The sequence below is a fragment of the Desulfobacterales bacterium genome (genome assembly GCA_029211065.1).
GTDB lineage: Bacteria > Desulfobacterota > Desulfobacteria > Desulfobacterales > JARGFK01 > JARGFK01.
In genome coordinates, this window is record JARGFK010000003.1 from 1 (window position 1) to 20,490 (window position 20,490).

Genomic DNA, 20,490 nt, shown 5'->3' on the forward strand with positions numbered 1-20,490 from the left:
CGCCTGTGTCGCGCCAAATGATTATTGGAGGTAACCCTCTACATATAGTGGGCGGTTGAGTTAACTGCATACCCAGTAAATTTAAAAGGGAAAAACATTTTCATATCACACGGCTTCTACAATGCCGGCAGAATTGTGACCTATGCGGTTCTCGGCGGCGTGATGGGGGTTGTCGGGTCATTTACGGCCGTTTCCGCCAGGATTGCCGGCCTCCAGCAGGGCGCCATGATCGCAACGGGCGTATTGATCATGGCGATGGGGTTGGCCATGAATGAATGGCTTCCCTTTGGAAAATGTTTCAGGAGGGGAGACCCTGCCGGAGGCATATTTTCCCGGGGGTTTCGCAAACTGTCTACCATCAAGTCTGCTTATGCCTACTTTCCCATCGGTCTTTTACTCGGCCTGCTGCCCTGCGGGCCGGCCTATACGGCCCTGATCGCAGCGGCCGGCACCGGCATCGGGGCCCCCAACGCGCTTAATGGTTTTCTTTCCGGGGCGGGACTGATGATCGCCTTTGGCCTGGGGACGGTACCCGCCCTGATACTTGTGGCCAAGCTTGCCGGCATGGGGTGGTTAACATCCCGGCGCCTGATCTACAGGATCGGGTCGATCCTGATGATTCTGGCGGGACTGTTATATGTCATTAGGGGGGTTCGGTACGTCTAAGTCCTTCTGGCCGCGATAAACTCATGAAAAGGGTGAAACAATGGCCGCCAAAGAAAAAAATATAGCGGGTATAAATTTTGCCCCGATAATTTCTTATCTGGAACAGCTGGGAAGAGACCCTTCGATTATCTTTGAACGGACCGGTCTTAACCGGAAAGAATTAACCGACCGCAGAGAATATGTTGATCTTCCCACCAGCAAGATTATATTCAGTTCGGTCAAGGAAATCATCGGCGACAGCGACCCGATGATTTTTTACGACATCGGCCGGGAAGCGGCGCGGCTGCGCGCGCTGGACCTGCTGCATGATATCGGCGTTTCGCTGGGAAATGTTGAAGAAAACGTCCGCTTTATCCCCAGGTTTAACCGCAAATTCAATAACGTATTTGACATGGTGGTTTGCGGGGTCACCGACCATTCAGCCGTCGTTTTGATTTATTATAAAAACAGGTTTGACAACCTGTGGTTCTATGATCAATGCCCGTGGAACAAGGGCAACATCGCGGCCATTCCCACCGCCTGGGACCTGCCCTATATGGCTATCGAAGAACCCCTTTGCAGGTTCAGCCTGGAAGAGATCTTCAGGGATTATGCTTTTTGGGAACATTCCTACCGCTGCGAAGACGGCAGGGCCTTTTTGGGGGAGGAACCCTTTGCCGTTAAGGTTCACATCGGAAAAGAGAAACTGAACCGGTCCGTTGACAGGTTGGGCAGAATGAATCCGCTCAACCGCAAAGGCGCCCCCATGGCGGTTCTCACCAACCAGGGATATGAAATATTAAAACACGATACTCCGTCAGGGCAGAGTGATATTCCCAGCGGCATGCTGATTATAAAAGATACGGTCGTCAGTAATCGGCTGACTCTTAAAAAGGGGCAGATTTTCGGGGCGCCGTATTGCCGACTGAACATACGCTGGCAAAGGAAAAATCAGCTTTTGGGAACGCTGCTGAATAAAACGGTCAGAAAGCGTCGGAACTCAGGCCTGCTACTGGAACACCTTGACAAAGAGCTGGAAGCAAATATTGTGCAAAAGCAGGAGTTGCTTAAATCCAAAGAAGAACTTCAGATTGCGCACAACCGGCTGAAGGATTATACCGAACGCCTGGAGCAGATGGTCCGGGAAAGGACCCGGGAACTGGAGGCTGAAAAAGAAAAGGTGTTAAATGCTCAGAAACTTCTGTCGCACTACCTGGCGCCGCAACTGGCCAGAAAAATTCTGGAGGGTCATATCGAAATTGTTTGGGGTCATCATCGCAAAAAGCTCACCATGTTTTTTTCAGATATCAAGGACTTTACCCAAACCACTGACAGTATGGAGCCTGAAGATATGGCGAACCTGCTCAATGAGTATCTGGCCCACATGATTGAGATTGTTCATCAATATGAAGGCACCCTGGCCCACATCATCGGCGATGCCCTGTTTGTCTTTTTCGGCGCCCCGGAACAAACCACGGATAAAAATCATGCCTTGCGGTGCGTCCATATGGCTATGGATATGCAGAAGCAGATGAAAGCGCTTCAGAAAAAATGGTTTTCCGAAGGGATCGAAGACCCCTTGCAGATTCGCTGCGGCATCAATACGGGGATGGCAACCGTGGGGGGGTATGGCTCAAAAGACCGGCGGGAATACACCGCCATGGGCACCCAGGTCAACCTGGCCTCGCGGCTTGAAAGCAGCTGCGAACCCGGCGGCATTCTGATCAGCCATTCAACCTGGGCGCTTGTCAAAGGCAAGATCAGCTGCGAACCGATGGAGCAGATAACCATGAAGGGCTTTCAGCGGCCGGTGCGGACGTACCGGGTTGTTTTTGAATAAATACAATCAAGGCCATGAACGCCGGGGTTCATGGCATCGGTTCTATTTTTCGGATTAAATATGTCCGAACTTCTTTTTCCAGTTTGGCGGGAGAACCGTAGCGGTATAGGCTGGGGCTGTAAAAAGCGCGGATGCTAGATTTATATCGGGTTCGTTTGTTTTGCCGGCCGATATCCACGGCGATCACTGTTTCCAGTTTGGCGGAATCCGGTTTGAAAATGTGGATATTGAATTTTAACTTTCCGGCCGACAGGCCGTATTGACGAGTTGCTTCGGCAACCTGCTGATCGATTCGTTCATATAATTGCGGGGTATTCATTTTCATTACCACCTATTTATTTGGTGAAAACATGACGTTTACTTAACCAAAGATCAAAACATCCTTTAGCTTCATTCACTTCGCCGGAACGGTAGGCTCTGTCGGCAGGGCAAAATTTTACCTGAGTGCAAAACTTATTTAAAATTTTCTGCCGATATGATAGCAAATAACAGGCTTTGCTATAAAATGTCAATCTATCCCCCAACAGAAAGATGAACTTTCACCCCAGGGCGGGGAGAACCGGCGATTGTTTGTATGGGCGGGGTCATCGCAACGGCCGTCCATGCTGCTACCGGGGCAAAGCCGCTGTATCTTCCCATTACACCGGTTCGCCTGAAAGAGGCGCTGGCAAAAGCATGAGCGGGTTTTGACGGTTAAAGGGAATTCGGCTGAAAACAGATTATCAGTTATGCCAATATGGAAAAAATGGAGCGTTGAATGAACAACTCTACGAATCATTTGCATGAAAGGCTGCGCGCGCTGGCTCAAAATCTCTGGTGGATGTGGCACCCGGAGGTCATTCGGCTGTTTACCGACCTGGATCCGCATCTGTGGCGGGAGGCCGGCCATAATCCCATTGCGTTTTTAAACCGGATGACGCCTGAAGATATTGAGCACAGGGCATCGGAACTGGTCTTGCACAGCCGTATCAACCATGCCTTCCGGCGGCTGACTGAATATCTGGAAAGAAAACAAACCTGGGGCAACATGCACTGCGGCAATCTGAGCAGCCGTCCGGTGGCCTATTTTTCCGCGGAGTTCGGCATGCATGAATCCTTGCCGATTTATTCCGGCGGGTTGGGGATTCTGGCCGGCGATCATTTAAAAAGCGCATCTGATCTGGATATTCCACTTGTCGCCATCGGGCTTCTGTATCAACAGGGATATTTCAACCAGCGCTTGACCCGGGATGGCTGGCAGCAAGAGGAATATGTTGATTTTGACAAAAACCAACTGCCGTTGGAACCGCTGAAAAATGGGGAAGGTCAACCCCTGACCGTCCATATCGATACCCGCGGTGCTGCGCTCCTGGCGAGAATCTGGCAATTGCAGGTGGGGCGGGTGCGCCTGCTGCTGCTGGATTCGAATGTGGAGGGCAACTCGGATGAAGACCGCGGTTTGACTTCCCGTCTTTATGGCGGCAATGAGCGCACGCGTATCCGCCAGGAACTGCTGCTGGGGATCGGCGGGGCGCGCGCCCTGCAGGCGCTTCATATTTATCCGGGGGTGCTTCATCTAAACGAAGGACACAGCGCCTTCGCCATCCTTGAAGAGGTGTGGCGAATGATGCAGGATGACGGCATTCCCTTTGAACGGGCACGCCGGCGCGTCGGACTTTACACCGTGTTCACCACGCATACGCCGGTAGAGGCCGGCCACGACCGGTTCAGCCCGGACCTGATCGAAGAACACCTGGGGGTTTTCCGTGAAAAACTGGGCCTCTCCCATGATGATTTTATGGCGCTGGGGCGGGTAAACCCCGCGGACCGCTCAGAACCGTTTTGCATGACGGTTCTGGCGCTGAAGAATTCCCGCCAGGCCAACGCGGTCTCCGCGATTCATGCCGATGTTTCGCGACGGATGTGGCATTCCCTCTGGCCCCAGCGCAGCGAAGTGGAGGTTCCCATCGGGCATATCACCAACGGCGTACATGTGCTTTCCTGGATTGCGCCCCAGATGTATAAATTGTTTGAGATGCGACTGGGGTCCGACTGGCCGACCCGGATGACCCACCCCGATATCTGGGAGAAAGTCTATGACATCGATGACGGCGAACTTTGGGAAACGCACCAGATCTTGAATATGCGCCTGGTAAATTTTGTCCGACGGCGGCTGCAAGTTGCGGCAAAACGGCTGGGCGACCAGGAAACAATCGATAAAATCGACCAGATTCTGGACCCTGATATTTTAACCATCGGCTCGGCCCGGCGCCTGGCAACCTATAAACGCGGCGATTTGATTTTTTCCCAGCTTGATCGGTTGGCCCGGCTGATAACCGATCCAAAGCGGCCGATCCAGATTGTTTTTGCCGGAAAAGCGCACCCGCGGGATGACGAAGGCAAAAAGATTCTGCAGCGAATCATGGGACACACCCGGAATCCGGCGTTCAAAAATCGAATCGTTTTTGTTGAAGACTATGATTACAATGTGGCCCGCCACCTGGTGCAGGGGGTCGACGTCTGGCTGAATACGCCGCGGCGGCCCTTGGAGGCTTGCGGCACCAGCGGCCAAAAGGTGATCCTCAACGGTGGGTTGAACCTGTCCATCTTGGATGGATGGTGGAATGAGGCGTATAACGGCCAAAATGGATTTGCCATCGGCCGTGGCGGGATGCATAATGACCCCAACATTCAGTACCAGAGAGATGCGGAGTTTCTTTACGATGTCTTGGAGAAGGAAGTGATTCCGCTCTACTATGAGCGGGAGGCGGACGGCATCCCCCACCAGTGGATCAGACAAATCAAATCGTCCATGCAAAGCCTCGGCTGGCGCTTTAGTGCAGACCGGATGGTCACGGACTATGCCATGCGGTTTTATCTGCCTGCGGCCGGATCAAAGTCAGCCGATACTGTATAGACCATGAAACAGCTGATATCTTTCCCTCGGATTGCGGCGGGTCTTGTGACAATGTCCGCCCTAGTGGTCGCCTTCGGCCCGGGCGTTATGCCGGCAACAAATGCCCGGGCATTGGGTCTGACCATTTTCACCATCGGATTTTGGGCAACCGGGGTTCTCCCCGAATATTTGACGTCGCTCGTTTTTTTCGTGCTGGCGATGCTTTTTTCCGTGTCGCCGGGCTATGTGGTGTTTTCCGGTTTTGCATCCTCGGTGGTGTGGCTGGTTTTCGGCGGGTTGCTGCTGGGAGTGGCGATCAAGCGAACCGGTTTGGGCGAACGCATTGCCAACCAACTGGCCTTGAAATTCGGTAAGACCTACGGCAGCATCATCATCGGGATGGTGGTGGTGGGGATGGCGCTCAGCTTCCTGATACCGGCGACGGTAAGCCGGGTGATACTCTTAACCCCGATTGCATCGGCGCTGGCAGCGCGGTTTGGCTTTAGGGAGGGGTCTAAAGGGTATACGGGCATCATCATGGCGGCTGTTTTCGGTACGTTTTTGCCCGCCTTTTCCGTTCTTCCGGCCAATGCGCCCAATCTGGTCATGGCCGGTTCCGCCGAGACCCTCTATGGAATTACCACGATCTACGGTGAATATCTCTGGCTTCATTTTCCGGTGTTGGGGCTGCTCAAAGCCGTGTTGCTCATCGGACTGATCCTGGGGCTCTATCCCGACACCCCCCGTTTAAACATACCCAATGAAGTCAGCCATACGCCCCTGTCTGTTGATGAAAAAAGACTTGCCGTCATTTTAACACTTACCATCGGATTCTGGCTGACGGATTTCTGGCATCATATTTCGCCCGCCTGGATCGGGCTGTCTGCCGGGGTGGTCTGTCTGCTGCCCGTATTCAGACTGGTGCCGACAGAGGGGTTCAGGCACGAGGTCAACTACGGGACGGTGTTTTTTCTTGCCGGGATCATCGGGTTCAGCGCCATGCTGCGGGACTCAGGTGTCGGCGACCATCTTGCAAAATTTCTGCTGGCGGTATTCCCCCTTGCACCGGATTCGCCGGTGCTGAATTATATCACCATCATCATTGCAACGTTCTTAACCGGCATTGCAACCACCTTGCCGGCGGTGCCGGCGGTGTTGACGCCGCTGGCGGGCCAAATGGCCCAGGCCGCTGCCCTGCCGGTTGAAACCGTGTTAATGATTCAGGTCATCGGTTTTTCCCTATTGCTGTTTCCGTATCAGGCCCCCCCGGTAGTACTGGCAATTCAAATGGGCGGATTGAAACCCAAAGCCGTCGTTCATTTTTTAATTCTTGTGACAATTGCGAGCGGTTTGTTTTTGTTGCCGATTAATTTTCTGTGGTGGCGTTTTATAGGTTGGATTTAACCAGAAGCCTTTTGAACTCGAACAAAATTGAACATTTTTCAAAGGTCTCTTAGCGCAGGTTTTGGGCAGGTAAGAACTACGCACTTTTAAGGTGTGAAAATATCTGTATTCAACGGCAATAACGAATCAGCGTTCGACTACCCGCGAAGAAATCCCCCTCGCGCTTAATTCGTCGGAGAGTTTTTCAGCGTTTTTCAAGCTGACATGGGCGCCCACATACAAACTCAGTTTGCCGTTGTCATCCATAATGACATAGGGCGAGTAACCACTTTCCGCAATCAGCCGGCGCTTGGGTTGCAAATCGTCTTCAGAGGCATAAGTGCCGATCAGGTTTGCATATCGGGTTTCTTCGGGCCGGACATCCGTTAGCGATTTAACTTCTATAATTCTCCGGGCTGATGCCAGATTGTTATAGTAACCGATAAAAACGCGATACCAAGTTCCCTTTTCTCCCAGGTCCACCGATGTCCAGTAGGCTTCCAATCCCATTTTACGATAGGCTTCAATCGCCTCCCGGGTGGCCGTCAGGGTTCGGTAGGAGCCGTCATGAAGCGAGTAGGGATAGGAGGATGTCGATGTTTGTGGGTTGGTACCGATAATCTTCCAGTCGGAGGCCTCTTTTTGCAGGACAAGGACCTGGTTTGAAGTGTCTGCATAATTCGAGGATTGATAGGCCTGGGTAAACCTGGCCTCATATCGGCCGTTTCCCAGGGGGCCAATTATATTGATTTTGTCCAGTGTAATACGGATCCACGCTTTTCTCCGGTTTTTTTCAGCCTTGTTCCGCCGCCATTTGTTTTTGTCGAGGCCGTTTGAGGTAAAACCTTCGGCGTAAAAAGACATAAAGGCGTCCGTGTCTCCTTTTTCTCCCGCGCTCTTTTCCCAGGCTGTTTTCCATTCTTGTAAAAAATCTTTTATTTCATCGGCGGCATTTTTGGCAGGCGTGGTCGGCGGTGCCGATTTTTTCTCATGAGCCGGGGTTGCAGTAGGGGGAACGTCAGGTTGGCTTACAGCGGGTTCGGGCCGTTTTGGAATGGTTTGCGCGGTTGGCGGAGTTGGTTTTGTTTCAGGAGCCTTTGCGGGCGGTTTTATAATTTTATTAACTGTCGGCGCTGCAACGGGTTGACTCTGGCGGGACGGATCTTGAGTTTGAAAAAAAGTGAGCAAAGCGATCATCCCTCCAACAAGAATGATTCCGCCTATGGCCAGCTTCAGCACGATAGATTTTTTTTTGCCTTGCTTTGGGTCGGATTTTTTCGATTCTTTTTTCGATTCAACCGGTTTGGCCGGGACCGGTGTTTTGATGTCTTTGATTGGAGAAATTTTTTCAGGCCTTGGGCCAGATTTGGTTTTTGAAATGATGGGTTTTTCTTTTGGGTCCTTACCGGCGGGAATCTTGTCTGCCGGTTTTTTCACCGCTGCTGCGTTTGCCGGCCTTTGTTCCTTTATCTGGAGCTTACCGGGCAGGTCGGATTTTGTTTTTAACTTGTCGGCAGTTTCCGCCTTGGTCGGTTTGCTGCTGTCGGTTTTCTTTCTCGATTCTTCTATCTCATTGGGGTGGATCGGTTGAAAGGATCCGAGTTCTAAGGGTTTCTGTTTTATCTGGCCGGAGACGCTCTTGCCGACCGGCTTTATTTCAGGTTTTTGAGGTGCCGGTGCTGCCGGTTTCACTGTCGGCGTTTTCGGGGCTTTGGAATCCGGAACTGCAATCGGTGCCGGTTTCGATTTTTCAACAGGCGAGGGCTGTGGTTTTTTCCCAACGGTTGGCGCTTTGGCAATGGGCGCTGATTGCGCTTTTTTGATGGAGGGTAAGGGCTCTTTCTGCTTTTGAACGGTTGTCTTTATAGAATCGGTCGCCGCGGGTGCAATTTTCCCCGGAGCTGAAGCGTCGGCTTCTTTTTTTGGGGGGGCAGCCGGAGGGGACGGCGCCACAGTTTTGACCTCCTCCGCCTTGTCTTTGACGGGATCTGCCGTTTTAGGGACGGTAGAAGTTTCTTTGATATCATCAAAAGGCGACTTGATTATTTGATGATCTTCAGCCTCTTCGGCTTCTTTTTCGTCAAACCCAAACAAATCATCCAGCTTGCTATCGAGTTCATCCAGGAGGCCTTTCGTCTTGGCGGTATCGGTATCTGTCTTATCGCCCTTTGCCGGGGGTGAACCGCCGGGTTTGGCGGAGGTTTTCAGCTTTTTATCAACGTCTTTGTTACTTTCTGTCAATTAGCATTCTCCTTAAACAAAAAAACAATTATATCAAAATATTATACATATAATGGTCAAAAAGTTTGCCCGTATTTAATAACATATAAGCATCAGATCTTCAAATATTATATGATTACATATTATTTGTCTGGATTTTAATGATAATATGTTTATATTTTCTTTTAAACGGGGTTGTTACGTCAGTTGTAACGGGTATAAAAACAAACCCCAGTAATTCCGTTCTTCTTAATATCCTTAGTGAGCGTTATGGGAAAAAGGGGAAATCGGCATAGCGGAATTTTAAATGAGGAAGAAAGACATTGTGGGATAATTCAGTCCGCGAGCTGTTTATTTTTAAAAGGAGGTACGAATCATGGAAGAAAAAACATTGTCAATTTTCAATATAACCTGCGGCCATTGTGTAAATGCGATCAAAAATGAATTGAGCGAGATAGATGGGGTCAAAGAGGTAATTGGATCTCCCGAAAACAAAAATATTACGGTGAAATGGGATCTCCCGGCAACCCTTGATAAGATCAAGGCGGCCCTGAAAGAAATCAACTATCCCGCCGTGTAATGGAAAATGGCGGATCTGCCGTTTCCCGGCGGACCGGCTGTAACGGAAAAGAGGTGATTTAGATGGCGGAACAGAATGTATCTTTGCCGATAACCGGAATGACGTGTGCCAATTGTGCTGCCAATATCGAAAGAGGGTTTAAAAAGCTTAACGGCATTAAAGCGGCGGCGGTAAATTTTGCATCCGAACAGGCCGCTGTTACATTTGATCCGGTAAAGCTGCAGGTGAAAGATATTGTCGAAAATATTCATAAATCCGGATATGCTGTGGCAACGGCAAAAGTAGAACTGCCGATAACCGGCATGACCTGCGCCAATTGTGCGGGCAACATAGAAAGGGCCCTGAACCGGAAGGTGCCCGGCGTTTTAAATGCGGCGGTGAATTTTGCATCCGAAAGAGCGTCCGTCGAATATCTGCCGTCGCTGGCGACCGTGGATGATATCATCGGCGCTATTCAAAAGGCCGGCTATGGGGCCATTGCCCCGGACGACCTTATGGACGGTGAAGATGCCGAACAGGCCGCCCGAAACGCCGAGATAAGAGACCAGACCCGTAAGTTTATTGCCGGCGCCGTATTTGCGCTGCCGCTGTTTACCCTGAGCATGCTGCGGGATTTTAATCTGATCGGCCCCTGGGGTCATGCCGCCTGGGTCAACTGGCTGTTCCTGTTCCTGGCCACCCCGGTCCAGTTTTATACGGGCTGGGATTATTATGTCGGTGGGATCAAGAGTCTCAGAAACAAGAGCGCCAATATGGATGTTCTCATCGCGCTGGGGTCTTCCGTGGCTTATTTTTATTCGCTGGCTGTTTTACTGCTTCCGCACGTCGGCGAGCATGTCTATTTTGAAACATCCGCCGTCATCATCACCCTGATCAAACTGGGTAAGCTTCTCGAAGTTCGCACAAAGGGCAAAACCGGCGGAGCGATTCGAAAGCTGATGGGCCTGCAGCCTAAAACGGCAACCGTCATCGTCAACGGCGACGAACAGGAAATTCCCCTTACCCGTGTCAAGGCCGACGACACGGTCATTGTCCGGCCGGGTGAAAAGATACCGGTGGATGGGGTTGTATTGGAGGGTTTATCGGCCGTAGACGAATCCATGCTGAGCGGTGAACCGATTCCGGTGGACAAAAATCCTGGCGATAAAGTGGTGGGCGGTACGATCAACGGCCACGGGCTGATTAAATTTAAGGCAACCCGTGTCGGTAAGGAAACCGCTTTGGCCCAGATTATCAAACTGGTACAGGAGGCCCAGGGGAGTAAAGCACCCATCCAGGCAATAGCCGACCGGGTATCGGCCATTTTTGTTCCTACTGTTATCGCCATTGCGGTTATCACGTTCGGGTTGTGGTGGGGTATCACCGGTGACTTTGTACCGGCCATGATCCGGATGGTGGCTGTCCTGGTGATCGCGTGCCCGTGTGCGCTGGGTCTTGCCACGCCCACTGCCATCATGGCCGGAACCGGCAAGGGCGCTGAAAACGGGATCCTATTTAAAAAAGGGGAAGCCCTTGAAAACGCCACCAAGCTGGACACCATTGTACTGGATAAAACCGGCACCATCACCATTGGAAAGCCGGCAGTTGCCGATGTGCTTTCGTTTGATCCCGTGTACCAGACACCCGAATCATTTTTAAAACTGGCAGCCTCGCTGGAAAGAGGCTCTGAGCATCCGTTGGGCAAAGCCATTGTCAATGAAGCCAAGTCAAAGGGCCTCAAACTCTGGGACCCGGAGGGGTTCAAGGCCTCCGGCGGTTTCGGGGTAGAGGCGCGGGTTGACGGGCATTCCGTCAAGCTGGGAAAGCCCAAATGGTTCGATGAATTAAACATCGATATCAGCCAGGCAAAAGATAAAATCGAATCCCTGCAAGGGGAAGGAAAGACCGTGATGGTTCTCGTCCGTGAGGATGCCCTGTCAGGCCTGATAGCAGTTTCGGACATGTTAAAGCCGGAATCCGCAGAAGCTATCCGGCAGTTGCACGAGCAAAACCTGAAGGTGGTGATGCTGACCGGCGATAATATTCAGACCGCCAAGGCAATTGCCTTACAGGTTCACATCGATGAGATTTTTGCGGAAGTGCGGCCGGAGGAAAAATCCTTGAAAATCAAGGAGCTCCAGAATAAAAAAGAAAACGTCGGCATGGTGGGAGACGGCATCAACGATGCCCCGGCCCTGGCCCAGGCCGATATCGGCATCGCCATTGGTACCGGGACGGATGTGGCCATCGAATCCGGCGACGTGATCCTGTCCAGCGGCAGCCTGACCGGGGTATCCAAGGCCATCGCCCTCAGCCGCAAAACCATGCGCACCATCCGGCAGAATCTTTTCCTGGCATTCTTTTATAATGTTGTGCTGATTCCGGTGGCAGCCGGCGTCCTGGCGCCGTTTGCGTTTTTCCCCATGGCGCTAAAACAGCTTCATCCGATTCTCGCGGCCCTGGCAATGGCCATGAGCAGCATATCCGTGGTGTCTAACAGCTTAAGACTGTATCGAGCAAAAATTGAATAACCTTTTAATGAAAGAGGGTTCAGTTTTTTGAAATCCATAACTGCCGAAGAATCAAAAAGGAATCGATGACAAAAACGGTTCCAAAAAGCATGCCGCCGGGGATATGCAGCCAGAAAAAGGCGGGATGGATGAATACTTTTAGCCAAACGGAGGCCAGATCGACACCCACGCCGATAAAGGGTAGAACGACTAGCCAGGTGCGGACCTTTGTGCTGAGATCGAGAAAAAGAACGATTCCACCCATTAAAATAAAGATCAAACTCATCCCGAACAAATGAATATGGACAAATTTGAGAGCGAAAATGAATTCGTCGGTTTGATAAAAAGGTTTTTTACTTCGTTTTGATTCATCGGCCCTGTCTCCCGAAACCATTAATCTCCAGTGAAATTCGAGCCCATGTATTCGCCTTTTTGAGAAAAAAAGATATAGACCGATTTGGGTTCTCCTTTGGCGCGACTGAACTTTACAACGAACCCTTCTTGATTGTCGATGGTTTTTTTGAACACGTTTAGATTTTCCAGGTCAATCTCCCAGCTTTCATCAAGCTTATCGCTGACAACCAGGCGATCGTAGAGTTCGACCCCTTTTTTTACAGCCATAAGGGCAGAAAATTCCATTTCATCATGGCCTTTGGGGCCATGGGCAACCGCAAGGGCCGTGAAGAATAAAAACAAAACACTCAACCAAATGCGTGTGGCTTTATGTCTTATGATATTGTCAAATTGAATCATAAGGCCTCCTTAACCGATAAGATATCAGGATTTATATGCAACAAATTACTACATTAAAATAAACCCTGTCAAAAATATGTCAAATTGCCTGCGGCGGTGTTTTGATATTGCAGTGGTTCATATCATCTGGTCATTCATATTTTTCTGACATAATAATTACGCATCATGCCCATATCTTCATGCTCCAGATTGTGGCAGTGATACAGGAACAGGCCGGGATAGTCCTCGAATCGGACCAGCAGCTTAACCCGCTCGCCGGGCATCAGCAAGACGGTATCCTTCCAGCCTTCGTCCACATAGCCGCGGTGTTTCACGCCGCTGCGACCCAGAACCTGGAACTGCATGCCGTGGATATGAATGGGGTGGGGCATGTCCATGGCCCCCATCATTCCCATCCCGCCGGGTTCGTTAACAAACTCCCAGACATCGAGGGTGTTTAACTGCACGATTTCGTCATCTGCGACTTCTTCCATACGGAATGTGCGACCATTAATGGTCCAGTTCATATGATTCAAAAGCAGACGGAATGTGCGGGGGGAGCCGGAATTGACCGCGGCACTCTCCTGGTAGCGCTGGATAGCTGAAAATCGCTGGGGCAAAACCAGAGTTTCTTTTTCCTTGCGGTCGACCTGTACCTTGAACACGGTAAAAGGGTACCCGTTCGGTAGCAGGGCGCTGCCTCCCATCATGCCGCGTCCCCTTCCGCCGCCGTTCAAGGTGCCCGCATCAAAGGACAGGCTCACCATGGCCGGGTCAGATCCCACCGGATATTTGCTGAAGTCGGCCCAGAGTTCAATCCGCTCCGCCGGTCCCAGCATGACGTAATTTTTTTGAACCGGCTTTTCCAGCAGACCGCCGTCGCTTCCGATCACCACGAGGGGGCTGCCGTCTTCCCAGGCAAGCTTGTAGACGCGGGAATTGGATCCGTTGAGGAGGCGCAGACGGTATGCCCGGGTGGCCACCGACAGCGTGTATTCCGGTTTTCCATTCACCAGGATGCGATCTCCCAACAGACCGGTCATCCGTTCCATCATATTCTGGACGGGGTATGACAGTTGATTATTGCCGTCAAAAATGCGGTCCTGAATAACCAGGGGGATGTCATATGGGTCCGCCGGCAATGCGACGGACTTTTCTTCGTCATCGGAAACAATAAAAAGTCCGGCCAGGCCGCCGTATACCTGGTGGCCGGTGCGACCATGGGGATGAGGGTGATACCAGTACATGCCGGCGCGATTGCGCACCTCAAATTCATAAACGTAGTTTTCGCCGCGGGGGATGACATAGCGGGGGTGCCCGTCCATGTCGGCCGGGACATGCAGGCCATGCCAGTGGATAATGGACGGGTCAGGTATTCTATTTTGAAAATGGATCCGGACTTTCTGTCCCTTTTGAATCCGGATGGTGGGCCCCAGATATGTGTTGTCGTTGTTGGTCATGTTGTCTTGTTTTCCCCTCAACAGTTTGCCCGTATACTTCCACACGTGAGTCGGCCTGCCGGCCATGATCTGAGCCTGGTCCGGGGCTGCTGTCAAAGCGATCTCAACATCCGGAACAAACGCCGGGCTGATTGCCGTTGCCGCAGATGCGACGGGAAGGTTTAAAAATCCCCCGGGAACACCAGCTAAACAGCCCAATGCTCCCGCAGAGCTAAGTTGTAAGAACTTTCGTCGATTGATCATGATATGCCTCAATGGATATGGAGTCGTTGTTTGGCCGTTTAAGATATACTACATGGTAGGCATTATCATGTGACAGTCAAGAAGAAGATCCAACTATTAATGAAGGTGGCAGCCGATAAAGGGGAAGGGTTCAGGCATTTAAATGCAGCAATTTTGTCAATCAGCTCATTTCAGCCTTTTGGCCTAAATCAACGGTGGAAAATATAAAGGCGGCACAGGCAAACAGCACGGCGACATATAAAAGGGTCGCGCGCATGCCGCTGTATTGATAGAGCGCCCCGGCAATTAAGGGAGAAACAGCTCCCATCAGATAACGGGTCAGCGATTGTACCCCGAGGATGGTTGTTGCCACACGGTTGCCGGCAATATCAAGGATTGTGGCCGACACAAGGGAGTAATCACTGCGGATGCTGAAACCCAGCAAAACGATCAAGAGCGTAAATATCGCGCCTTTGCCGAAAAAGGCCATCAGGGTAATGAGCAGGCATGAGTAGAGCAGCGCAGGCACCAGCACCTGTTTTCTGCCCCAGCGATCGGAAAGGTGTCCCATCAGCGGGCTGGCCACAATACCGATGGCCCAGAGCAGGCCGAAATGAAATCCGATGGATTTTGAAGAAAAGCCGAGCTGCTCCTTCATAAACAGGGGCAGAAAGGTTACGATTACAGCGAAACACATGCCGCGGAATCCGGCCACAAAGTTCACCCGCCAGAGATGGGTTCGTTTCAGAATATCTTTTGTAATGGCCAGCTGCTCTTTAAAATCAGCTTTTTTTTCAACATGTGATTCCGGCGTTTTATTTTTTGTTTTATCAATTATAAAAAAGGTATAATAAATCCAACCGGCCATGATCAGCGGAACGATGAAGTACATGGACAGGATGCTTTGCCAGGAAATAAAGCCGAGAAGGAGTCCGGTTAAGACCGGCCCGAAAATATCTCCCATACTGCCGCCGGAGCCGTGAATCGCAAGGGCGGCGCCGCGATGATTTGAAAACTGCAACCCGAGCTCGGCCAAAGAGGGCAGGTGCCAGATCGAACCGGCAATGGCCAGGATGATCATGCCCACAAGAACAAAACCATAAAACGGCGCAACACTGATCAGCAGCCAGCCAAGACCGAAAACAACCATGCAGGCCGCCATCAGCAGGGCGCGATGCCGGCGCAGGTAATCGGACAGGATGCCGCCCGGCAGAGACGACAGGCCGGCAGCCAATTCATGGGCGGTCATAATGGCGCCCAGCTGAATCGGGCTGATTCCAAAACTGGTTTTGACCGCCGGGAGCATGACGGAAAAACTTTGCGACATAAAATGAAACGTTGCGTGGGCAAAGAAAAAACAGGTCAGTATCAGATAGCTTCCCTGTCTGATGCCGGCGCCGCTAGTGAAAACAGTCTCAGAATGGTTTTCGTTTTTCATCTTTTGTGTGTCCTTTAAACCAAGAATAGCGTCCCGATGACGACTGAAATAGCCCCGATCACCACCCGGGGATTGAATATCTCCAGTTTGCGATTAAATGCAAACGAAAAAATAAGCACAAAAACAGGCACGGTGGAAGCCAAAGGGGTAACCACGCTTGCCGGCGCCAGATCCAGGGCAATATAACGGACAAAATTTGCGACAAAACTCAAAAACCCGGCGGCAAAGAAGAACCCGGCCGCCCTTCCCGAGGTAGCGGAAATAGAAATACGTGTTTTTTGTTTCAGAAGTGAAAGGCTTAAAATAGCCGTTGCCGCAACAAATGATACAAAGGCGCCTGCAACAGGGGATCCGATGCCGTCAAGTCCCAATTTGACGAAGATGGGGGCCACCCCCCACGACACCCCCGCACCGAGTCCCAAGACAAACGCTCTGGCCGGGATCCGGTAGAGAGATTCAGAGGATTTTTGAGTTCGCTGGGAGTTTAAACCGGTCAGGGTGATTCCCGTTAAGATCAGAAAAACGCCGATCCCCAGGCCCCAGCCCAAAGGTTCCCGCAGAACCGTAACGCCGATCACAACGGATATCAGGATATCCGAACGGCTGAGGATGTTGGCGATATTTGCGCCCACCAGCTGGATGCATTTATAATTTAAGGTGCGGCCGAATACAAAATGAACAATCCCTGCCAGTGACAGCCAGACATACCCTTGCCAGGTAAAGTTCAGGAGGGTGTGAATCTGGCCGGTAAATGCAATGACGAGAAACAGCAGCGGCACCGCCATGGAGACGCTGATGAGGATGCCGACGCTGATATCGACAACGATAATGACCGCGCGGCGAAGAAAAATCGCATTCAGTGCAAATGACATGGCCGACAGCAGTGCAAAGAGGGAGCCGAGCATAAACTACAACTCTAAGTGAACAGAAACAAAACGGTTAAAGTTGACATATGGCCTTACACCAGTAGAATGGCGCCGATTACCACGGCGATTGTTCCTACAATGACCGGAAGATTGAACACTTCCAGTTTTCGATTGAATAAAAAGGAAAACGCAACCAAAAACACCGGTGTTGTCGAGAGCAGCGGTGTCACCACGCTGGCCGGTGAGAGGTTCAGGGCAAGGAAGCGAAACATATTGGCAATTCCGGCCAACAGGCCAACCATACAATATAAACCGATGACTTTACATGGCAGTTGTGAAAAGGAATTTCTTCTGTCCCGGTTCAACAGCGAAAAGCTCAATGCAACGGTTGCGGCGAAAAATGAAATAAAAGCACCGGCAACAGGCGCATTTGATCCCTGAAGCCCGACTTTCATCAATACGGGGGTGATGCCCCATAATACCCCCGTACCCAATCCGAAAAAAAGCGCTTTGGATGATAGATTTAAAAAGGGCGCCTGCTTGTCGCGAACCATATTGGGGTTCAAACTGGTAATGATGACACCGAAAACGGTGAGCAGTATTCCAAAAACGAGCGGGAAGCTCAGGGGCTCGCCTAATAAAGCGACTCCGAGTAAGAGGGCAACCAGTGAATCGGTTCGGCGAAGGATTGAAGTAATATTGGCCCCTGAGAATTGTACGCTTTTGAAAAACATCCAGCGACCGATGACAAAATGAAGAATGCCGGCTGAGGACAGCCAGATATATCCGCTCAGAGAAAAACTGAAAATGCGCCCGGTCTGCCCGGAAGCAATCAGGATGCCGAGAAGGAAAGGAAGCGAAATAAGGATCGAGATGAAGACGCCATGCATGAGCGCCGGTCCTTTGATAACGGCCCGGCGGGTTGACACCGCGGCAAAGGCGAACGTCAGGGCGCACAACAGTGCAAACGTTGAACCGGTCAGCAAGCCTGCAGCCTGTTCCCTTTCAAGCTTAAATTATGCGGGATTCGGATCATTAACAGGCGATATATCATAAGGCTGGAAAACTTCAATGCTTTTAACAGCCTAAAACAATTCAGGCGCCGGGCCGTTCGGCATCGGCGGATGTCATGGGACGGCTTCTCATCATCAACAGTGTATTGCCGATAACCGTCAGGCTGCTCAGGAGCATGGCGCTGACGGCGATAAGGGGGTTCAGCAGCCCGCTCATGGCAATGGGAAGACTGCCGGTGTTATAAATGAATGAAAAGATGAGGTTCTGGGATATCTTTGAATTGATCCGCCCGGCAAGCGCCAACAGTTCCATAACCTGGAGGGGATCGCTGCGCATCAGGGTAATGTCGGCAACTTCTTTTCCCAGGTGACTTCCGGAATGAACCGCAACAGAGAGATCCGCCTGAATCAAGGCCGGCGCATCATTGATGCCGTCGCCGACCATGGCAACCCGTAAGCCGGATTCCTGAAGTTTTTCGATGAAATCCGCCTTCTGCCGGGGTAGCATCCCGCCGAATGATTCGCGGATTCCCAGACTGCCGGCGACGATATCGGTGGTTTTAACACCGTCGCCGGAAACCAGATAGGTCTTGACCCCTTTCATGTGAAGCTGCCGGACAACGTCGGCCGTGCCAGCTTTGATCCTGTCGCCGAAAATGAGAGCCGCACAGGGTTTGCCCCCGATGCTCATGTAGACAAAAGAGCGAATGGCAGGAGAATCTTTAAGGTTGTTGAGTTGATCGTCGGGGAGAGCCGCAAGTTCTTTTTGCAGATATCCGCTGGATCCGATTTTTACTTCTGCATTGTTGTGGCGGCCGCTGATCCCGTTTTCAGAATGAGAAATGTGCGCTACATCCGCCGGGGAGAGATGATGCTCTTGCGCATAGCGCCGGATTTCAACAGCGATATAGTGATCCGAATCCTTTTCCAGGGAAACCGCCAGGGACATCACCTGGGCCGATGTGAACGGCGTGAAGGGAACCAGATCGATCAGCTCCCAGCGGCCATGGGTCAAGGTGCCGGTTTTGTCGAATACAACGGCGGCTAGCCGGCCGGCTTTTTCAATGCCGCGAAAGTTGCGGACGAGGATTCCGGATTTTGCAGCCAGGGAGATGCCGGCCATCCGTGTCAGGGGGATGGCAATGCCCAGGGAGCAGGGACAGGCGATAACCAGCACGGTCACCATGCGAATCAGGGCATGCTCAAAAGAAAGACCGGCCAGGAGGCAGCCGGCAACGGTAACAACCGCCAACAACAGAACGGCGGGCACAAACAGGCGCAGGACCCGGTCTGATTTTTCTTCAAGGGGCGTTTTGGCCGACAGGGCCTGTTCCATAACCGCGATCATTTGACCGATGGTGGAATCAGCGCCTACGCTTTCGGCTTTGACGCGCAAACCGCCCTGCAACACCCGGGTGCCGCTGCGAACGCGGTCTCCGGATTCGATGCGAACGGGCCTGGCTTCGCCCGTTAGCGCAGACTCATCCACGGCTGCATTTCCTTCCAGAACCACCCCATCCCCTGCAATGGTTTCGTTTTCAGTCGCCAGAAAAACGTCTCCTGCCTGCAGGCTGTCTGCGCTCACATAGCGGCCCCGGGGATATTGGGCCGAACATATTTTAGCCTTGGACGGACGCAGTGAAAAGAAAGCCTCTATATCCGTGCGGACTTTGTCTTTGGCGTTTTTTTCCAGCAGTTTTCCCAAAAGAACCAGGGTGATGAGCATGCAGGTGGTATCAAAGTAGAGGTGAATGCTGCCTTTGACCAGATTGACAATGCTGAATAAAAAAGCGCAGGTCGAGCCGATGGTGACGAGGGTTTCCAGACCGAATGCGGCTGCAACAAACCCGGTCAGGGCTTTCCTGTAAATATTGATACCGCCGTAAAAAAAGACGACTGCCGTCATGAAAAAGATCGGCCACGATAAATGGCGCACCGTTTCAACAGACAGCTCGCTGAAAAATCCGGAATAAAGCGCAAAAGACAGCATCATGACGTTGGCGGTGAGAAAGGCGGATACCCCCAAGCGGATAGAATCGGATCGCTTGCCGGCCGTGTCCTTTTCTCCGGGTAGAAGCGTCCGGTAACCCAGAGACCGGATTGTGTCTGCAATGTTGTCCGGAGTGGTTGCCACCGGATCATAATCACACCGTAGATAATCGGTGGAAAAATTACAATTCGCTGAAATGATTCCGGGGGTTTTTTTAAAATAGGCTTCAATTACCCAGGCACACGCCGGGCACCACATGTTATCTACTTTAAGGGTGAGACCTAAAGCGGCTTGGGGTGGATTTAGTTGCCGGGAAGGGGCAGGCGCACCGGTTGATTTTGTTTGGGCTCTCCCTGCCCGAAAGGGCTGATCCCGGCCAATCAGATCTTCTTCGGATTGCGGGATGATGCCGATATCCCGGCATTTTTGAAACAGCTCCGTATCCCTGAAAGTTTTCGGATCCGCCGAACCGGCAGCTTCCAGCAGAAGATTGAATACCTGCCGGCAGCCCGGGCAGCAGAAGCAATAGGTTTTTGGGGATATGTCAAGGGAGATGGCGGCGTGGCCCAGGGGCAGGCCGCATAGGTCGCAGCTGGCGGAGGTCTTATTCATGGCAGGTGGGTTGGCATTTATATAATTTGTCCCCCAACGTTTTAAAATCCCTCCCAACCTCCCTTTATGAAAGGGAGGAGAATAATTCCCCCTTTATTAAAGGGGGCAAGGGGGATTTTTTCAAG

The 20,490-nt window shown here is 51.6% G+C and carries 14 protein-coding genes and 1 pseudogene; 6 read left to right on the plus strand and 9 right to left on the minus strand.

The genetic code is table 11. The features are described 5' to 3' along the window. The first annotated feature begins 78 nt into the window (after nucleotides 1–78). Nucleotides 79–666, plus strand: a pseudogene (locus tag P1P89_01265) (sulfite exporter TauE/SafE family protein). A gap of 40 nt (nucleotides 667–706) precedes the next feature. Next, nucleotides 707–2,485 (plus strand): adenylate/guanylate cyclase domain-containing protein, encoded by a 1,779-nt coding sequence (locus tag P1P89_01270; protein ID MDF1590115.1) that lies wholly within the window; start codon nucleotides 707–709, stop codon nucleotides 2,483–2,485. A gap of 28 nt (nucleotides 2,486–2,513) precedes the next feature. Here the strand turns inward: P1P89_01270 and P1P89_01275 are convergent, their stop codons facing one another. After that, nucleotides 2,514–2,804, minus strand: coding sequence for a hypothetical protein (locus P1P89_01275; protein ID MDF1590116.1), 291 nt, complete (start codon nucleotides 2,802–2,804; stop codon nucleotides 2,514–2,516). Nucleotides 2,805–3,242: 438 nt separating this feature from the next. Between P1P89_01275 and glgP the strand changes: the two genes are divergently transcribed. Both glgP and P1P89_01285 read left to right on the plus strand, forming a co-directional pair. Further along, nucleotides 3,243–5,381, plus strand: coding sequence for an alpha-glucan family phosphorylase (gene glgP / locus P1P89_01280; protein ID MDF1590117.1), 2,139 nt, complete (start codon nucleotides 3,243–3,245; stop codon nucleotides 5,379–5,381). Nucleotides 5,382–5,432: 51 nt separating this feature from the next. After that, nucleotides 5,433–6,764 carry an SLC13 family permease gene (locus tag P1P89_01285; GenBank protein MDF1590118.1) on the plus strand — a complete coding sequence of 444 codons (1,332 nt, stop codon included), beginning with the start codon at nucleotides 5,433–5,435 and terminating at the stop codon, nucleotides 6,762–6,764. 126 nt (nucleotides 6,765–6,890) lie between these two features. Here the strand turns inward: P1P89_01285 and P1P89_01290 are convergent, their stop codons facing one another. Next, nucleotides 6,891–8,984 carry an SPOR domain-containing protein gene (locus P1P89_01290; GenBank protein ID MDF1590119.1) on the minus strand — a complete coding sequence of 698 codons (2,094 nt, stop codon included), beginning with the start codon at nucleotides 8,982–8,984 and terminating at the stop codon, nucleotides 6,891–6,893. A 355-nt stretch (nucleotides 8,985–9,339) separates the two neighbouring features. On the opposite strand from P1P89_01290, the gene P1P89_01295 reads away from it, so the two are divergent. Further along, nucleotides 9,340–9,543 carry a heavy-metal-associated domain-containing protein gene (locus tag P1P89_01295; protein MDF1590120.1) on the plus strand — a complete coding sequence of 68 codons (204 nt, stop codon included), beginning with the start codon at nucleotides 9,340–9,342 and terminating at the stop codon, nucleotides 9,541–9,543. Between the two features lie 62 nt (nucleotides 9,544–9,605). After that, on the plus strand, nucleotides 9,606–12,053 hold the full coding sequence (locus P1P89_01300; GenBank protein ID MDF1590121.1) for a heavy metal translocating P-type ATPase: 2,448 nt from the start codon (nucleotides 9,606–9,608) through the stop codon (nucleotides 12,051–12,053). A gap of 19 nt (nucleotides 12,054–12,072) precedes the next feature. Here P1P89_01300 and P1P89_01305 read toward each other — a convergent pair whose 3' ends face one another. The 7 genes from P1P89_01305 to P1P89_01335 all read right to left on the minus strand — a co-directional run bounded on the left by P1P89_01305 (nucleotide 12,073) and on the right by P1P89_01335 (nucleotide 20,365). Continuing rightward, nucleotides 12,073–12,312, minus strand: a complete 240-nt coding sequence (locus P1P89_01305) for a hypothetical protein (protein ID MDF1590122.1) — start codon at nucleotides 12,310–12,312, stop codon at nucleotides 12,073–12,075. Nucleotides 12,313–12,425: 113 nt separating this feature from the next. Continuing rightward, nucleotides 12,426–12,785, minus strand: coding sequence for a DUF6488 family protein (locus P1P89_01310; protein ID MDF1590123.1), 360 nt, complete (start codon nucleotides 12,783–12,785; stop codon nucleotides 12,426–12,428). A 134-nt stretch (nucleotides 12,786–12,919) separates the two neighbouring features. Continuing rightward, the gene (locus P1P89_01315; GenBank protein MDF1590124.1) at nucleotides 12,920–14,467 is read right to left on the minus strand and encodes a multicopper oxidase domain-containing protein; all 1,548 of its coding nucleotides are present in this window, start codon (nucleotides 14,465–14,467) and stop codon (nucleotides 12,920–12,922) included. Between the two features lie 160 nt (nucleotides 14,468–14,627). Continuing rightward, nucleotides 14,628–15,884 carry an MFS transporter gene (locus tag P1P89_01320; protein MDF1590125.1) on the minus strand — a complete coding sequence of 419 codons (1,257 nt, stop codon included), beginning with the start codon at nucleotides 15,882–15,884 and terminating at the stop codon, nucleotides 14,628–14,630. Between the two features lie 14 nt (nucleotides 15,885–15,898). Beyond that, nucleotides 15,899–16,789, minus strand: coding sequence for an EamA family transporter (locus P1P89_01325; GenBank protein MDF1590126.1), 891 nt, complete (start codon nucleotides 16,787–16,789; stop codon nucleotides 15,899–15,901). A gap of 53 nt (nucleotides 16,790–16,842) precedes the next feature. Beyond that, nucleotides 16,843–17,736: an EamA family transporter gene (locus tag P1P89_01330; GenBank protein ID MDF1590127.1), complete on the minus strand. Its 894-nt coding sequence runs from the start codon at nucleotides 17,734–17,736 to the stop codon at nucleotides 16,843–16,845. A gap of 109 nt (nucleotides 17,737–17,845) precedes the next feature. Further along, entirely contained in the window at nucleotides 17,846–20,365 is a 2,520-nt protein-coding gene (locus tag P1P89_01335; protein ID MDF1590128.1) for a heavy metal translocating P-type ATPase, read from the minus strand. Between the last annotated feature and the right edge of the window lie 125 nt (nucleotides 20,366–20,490).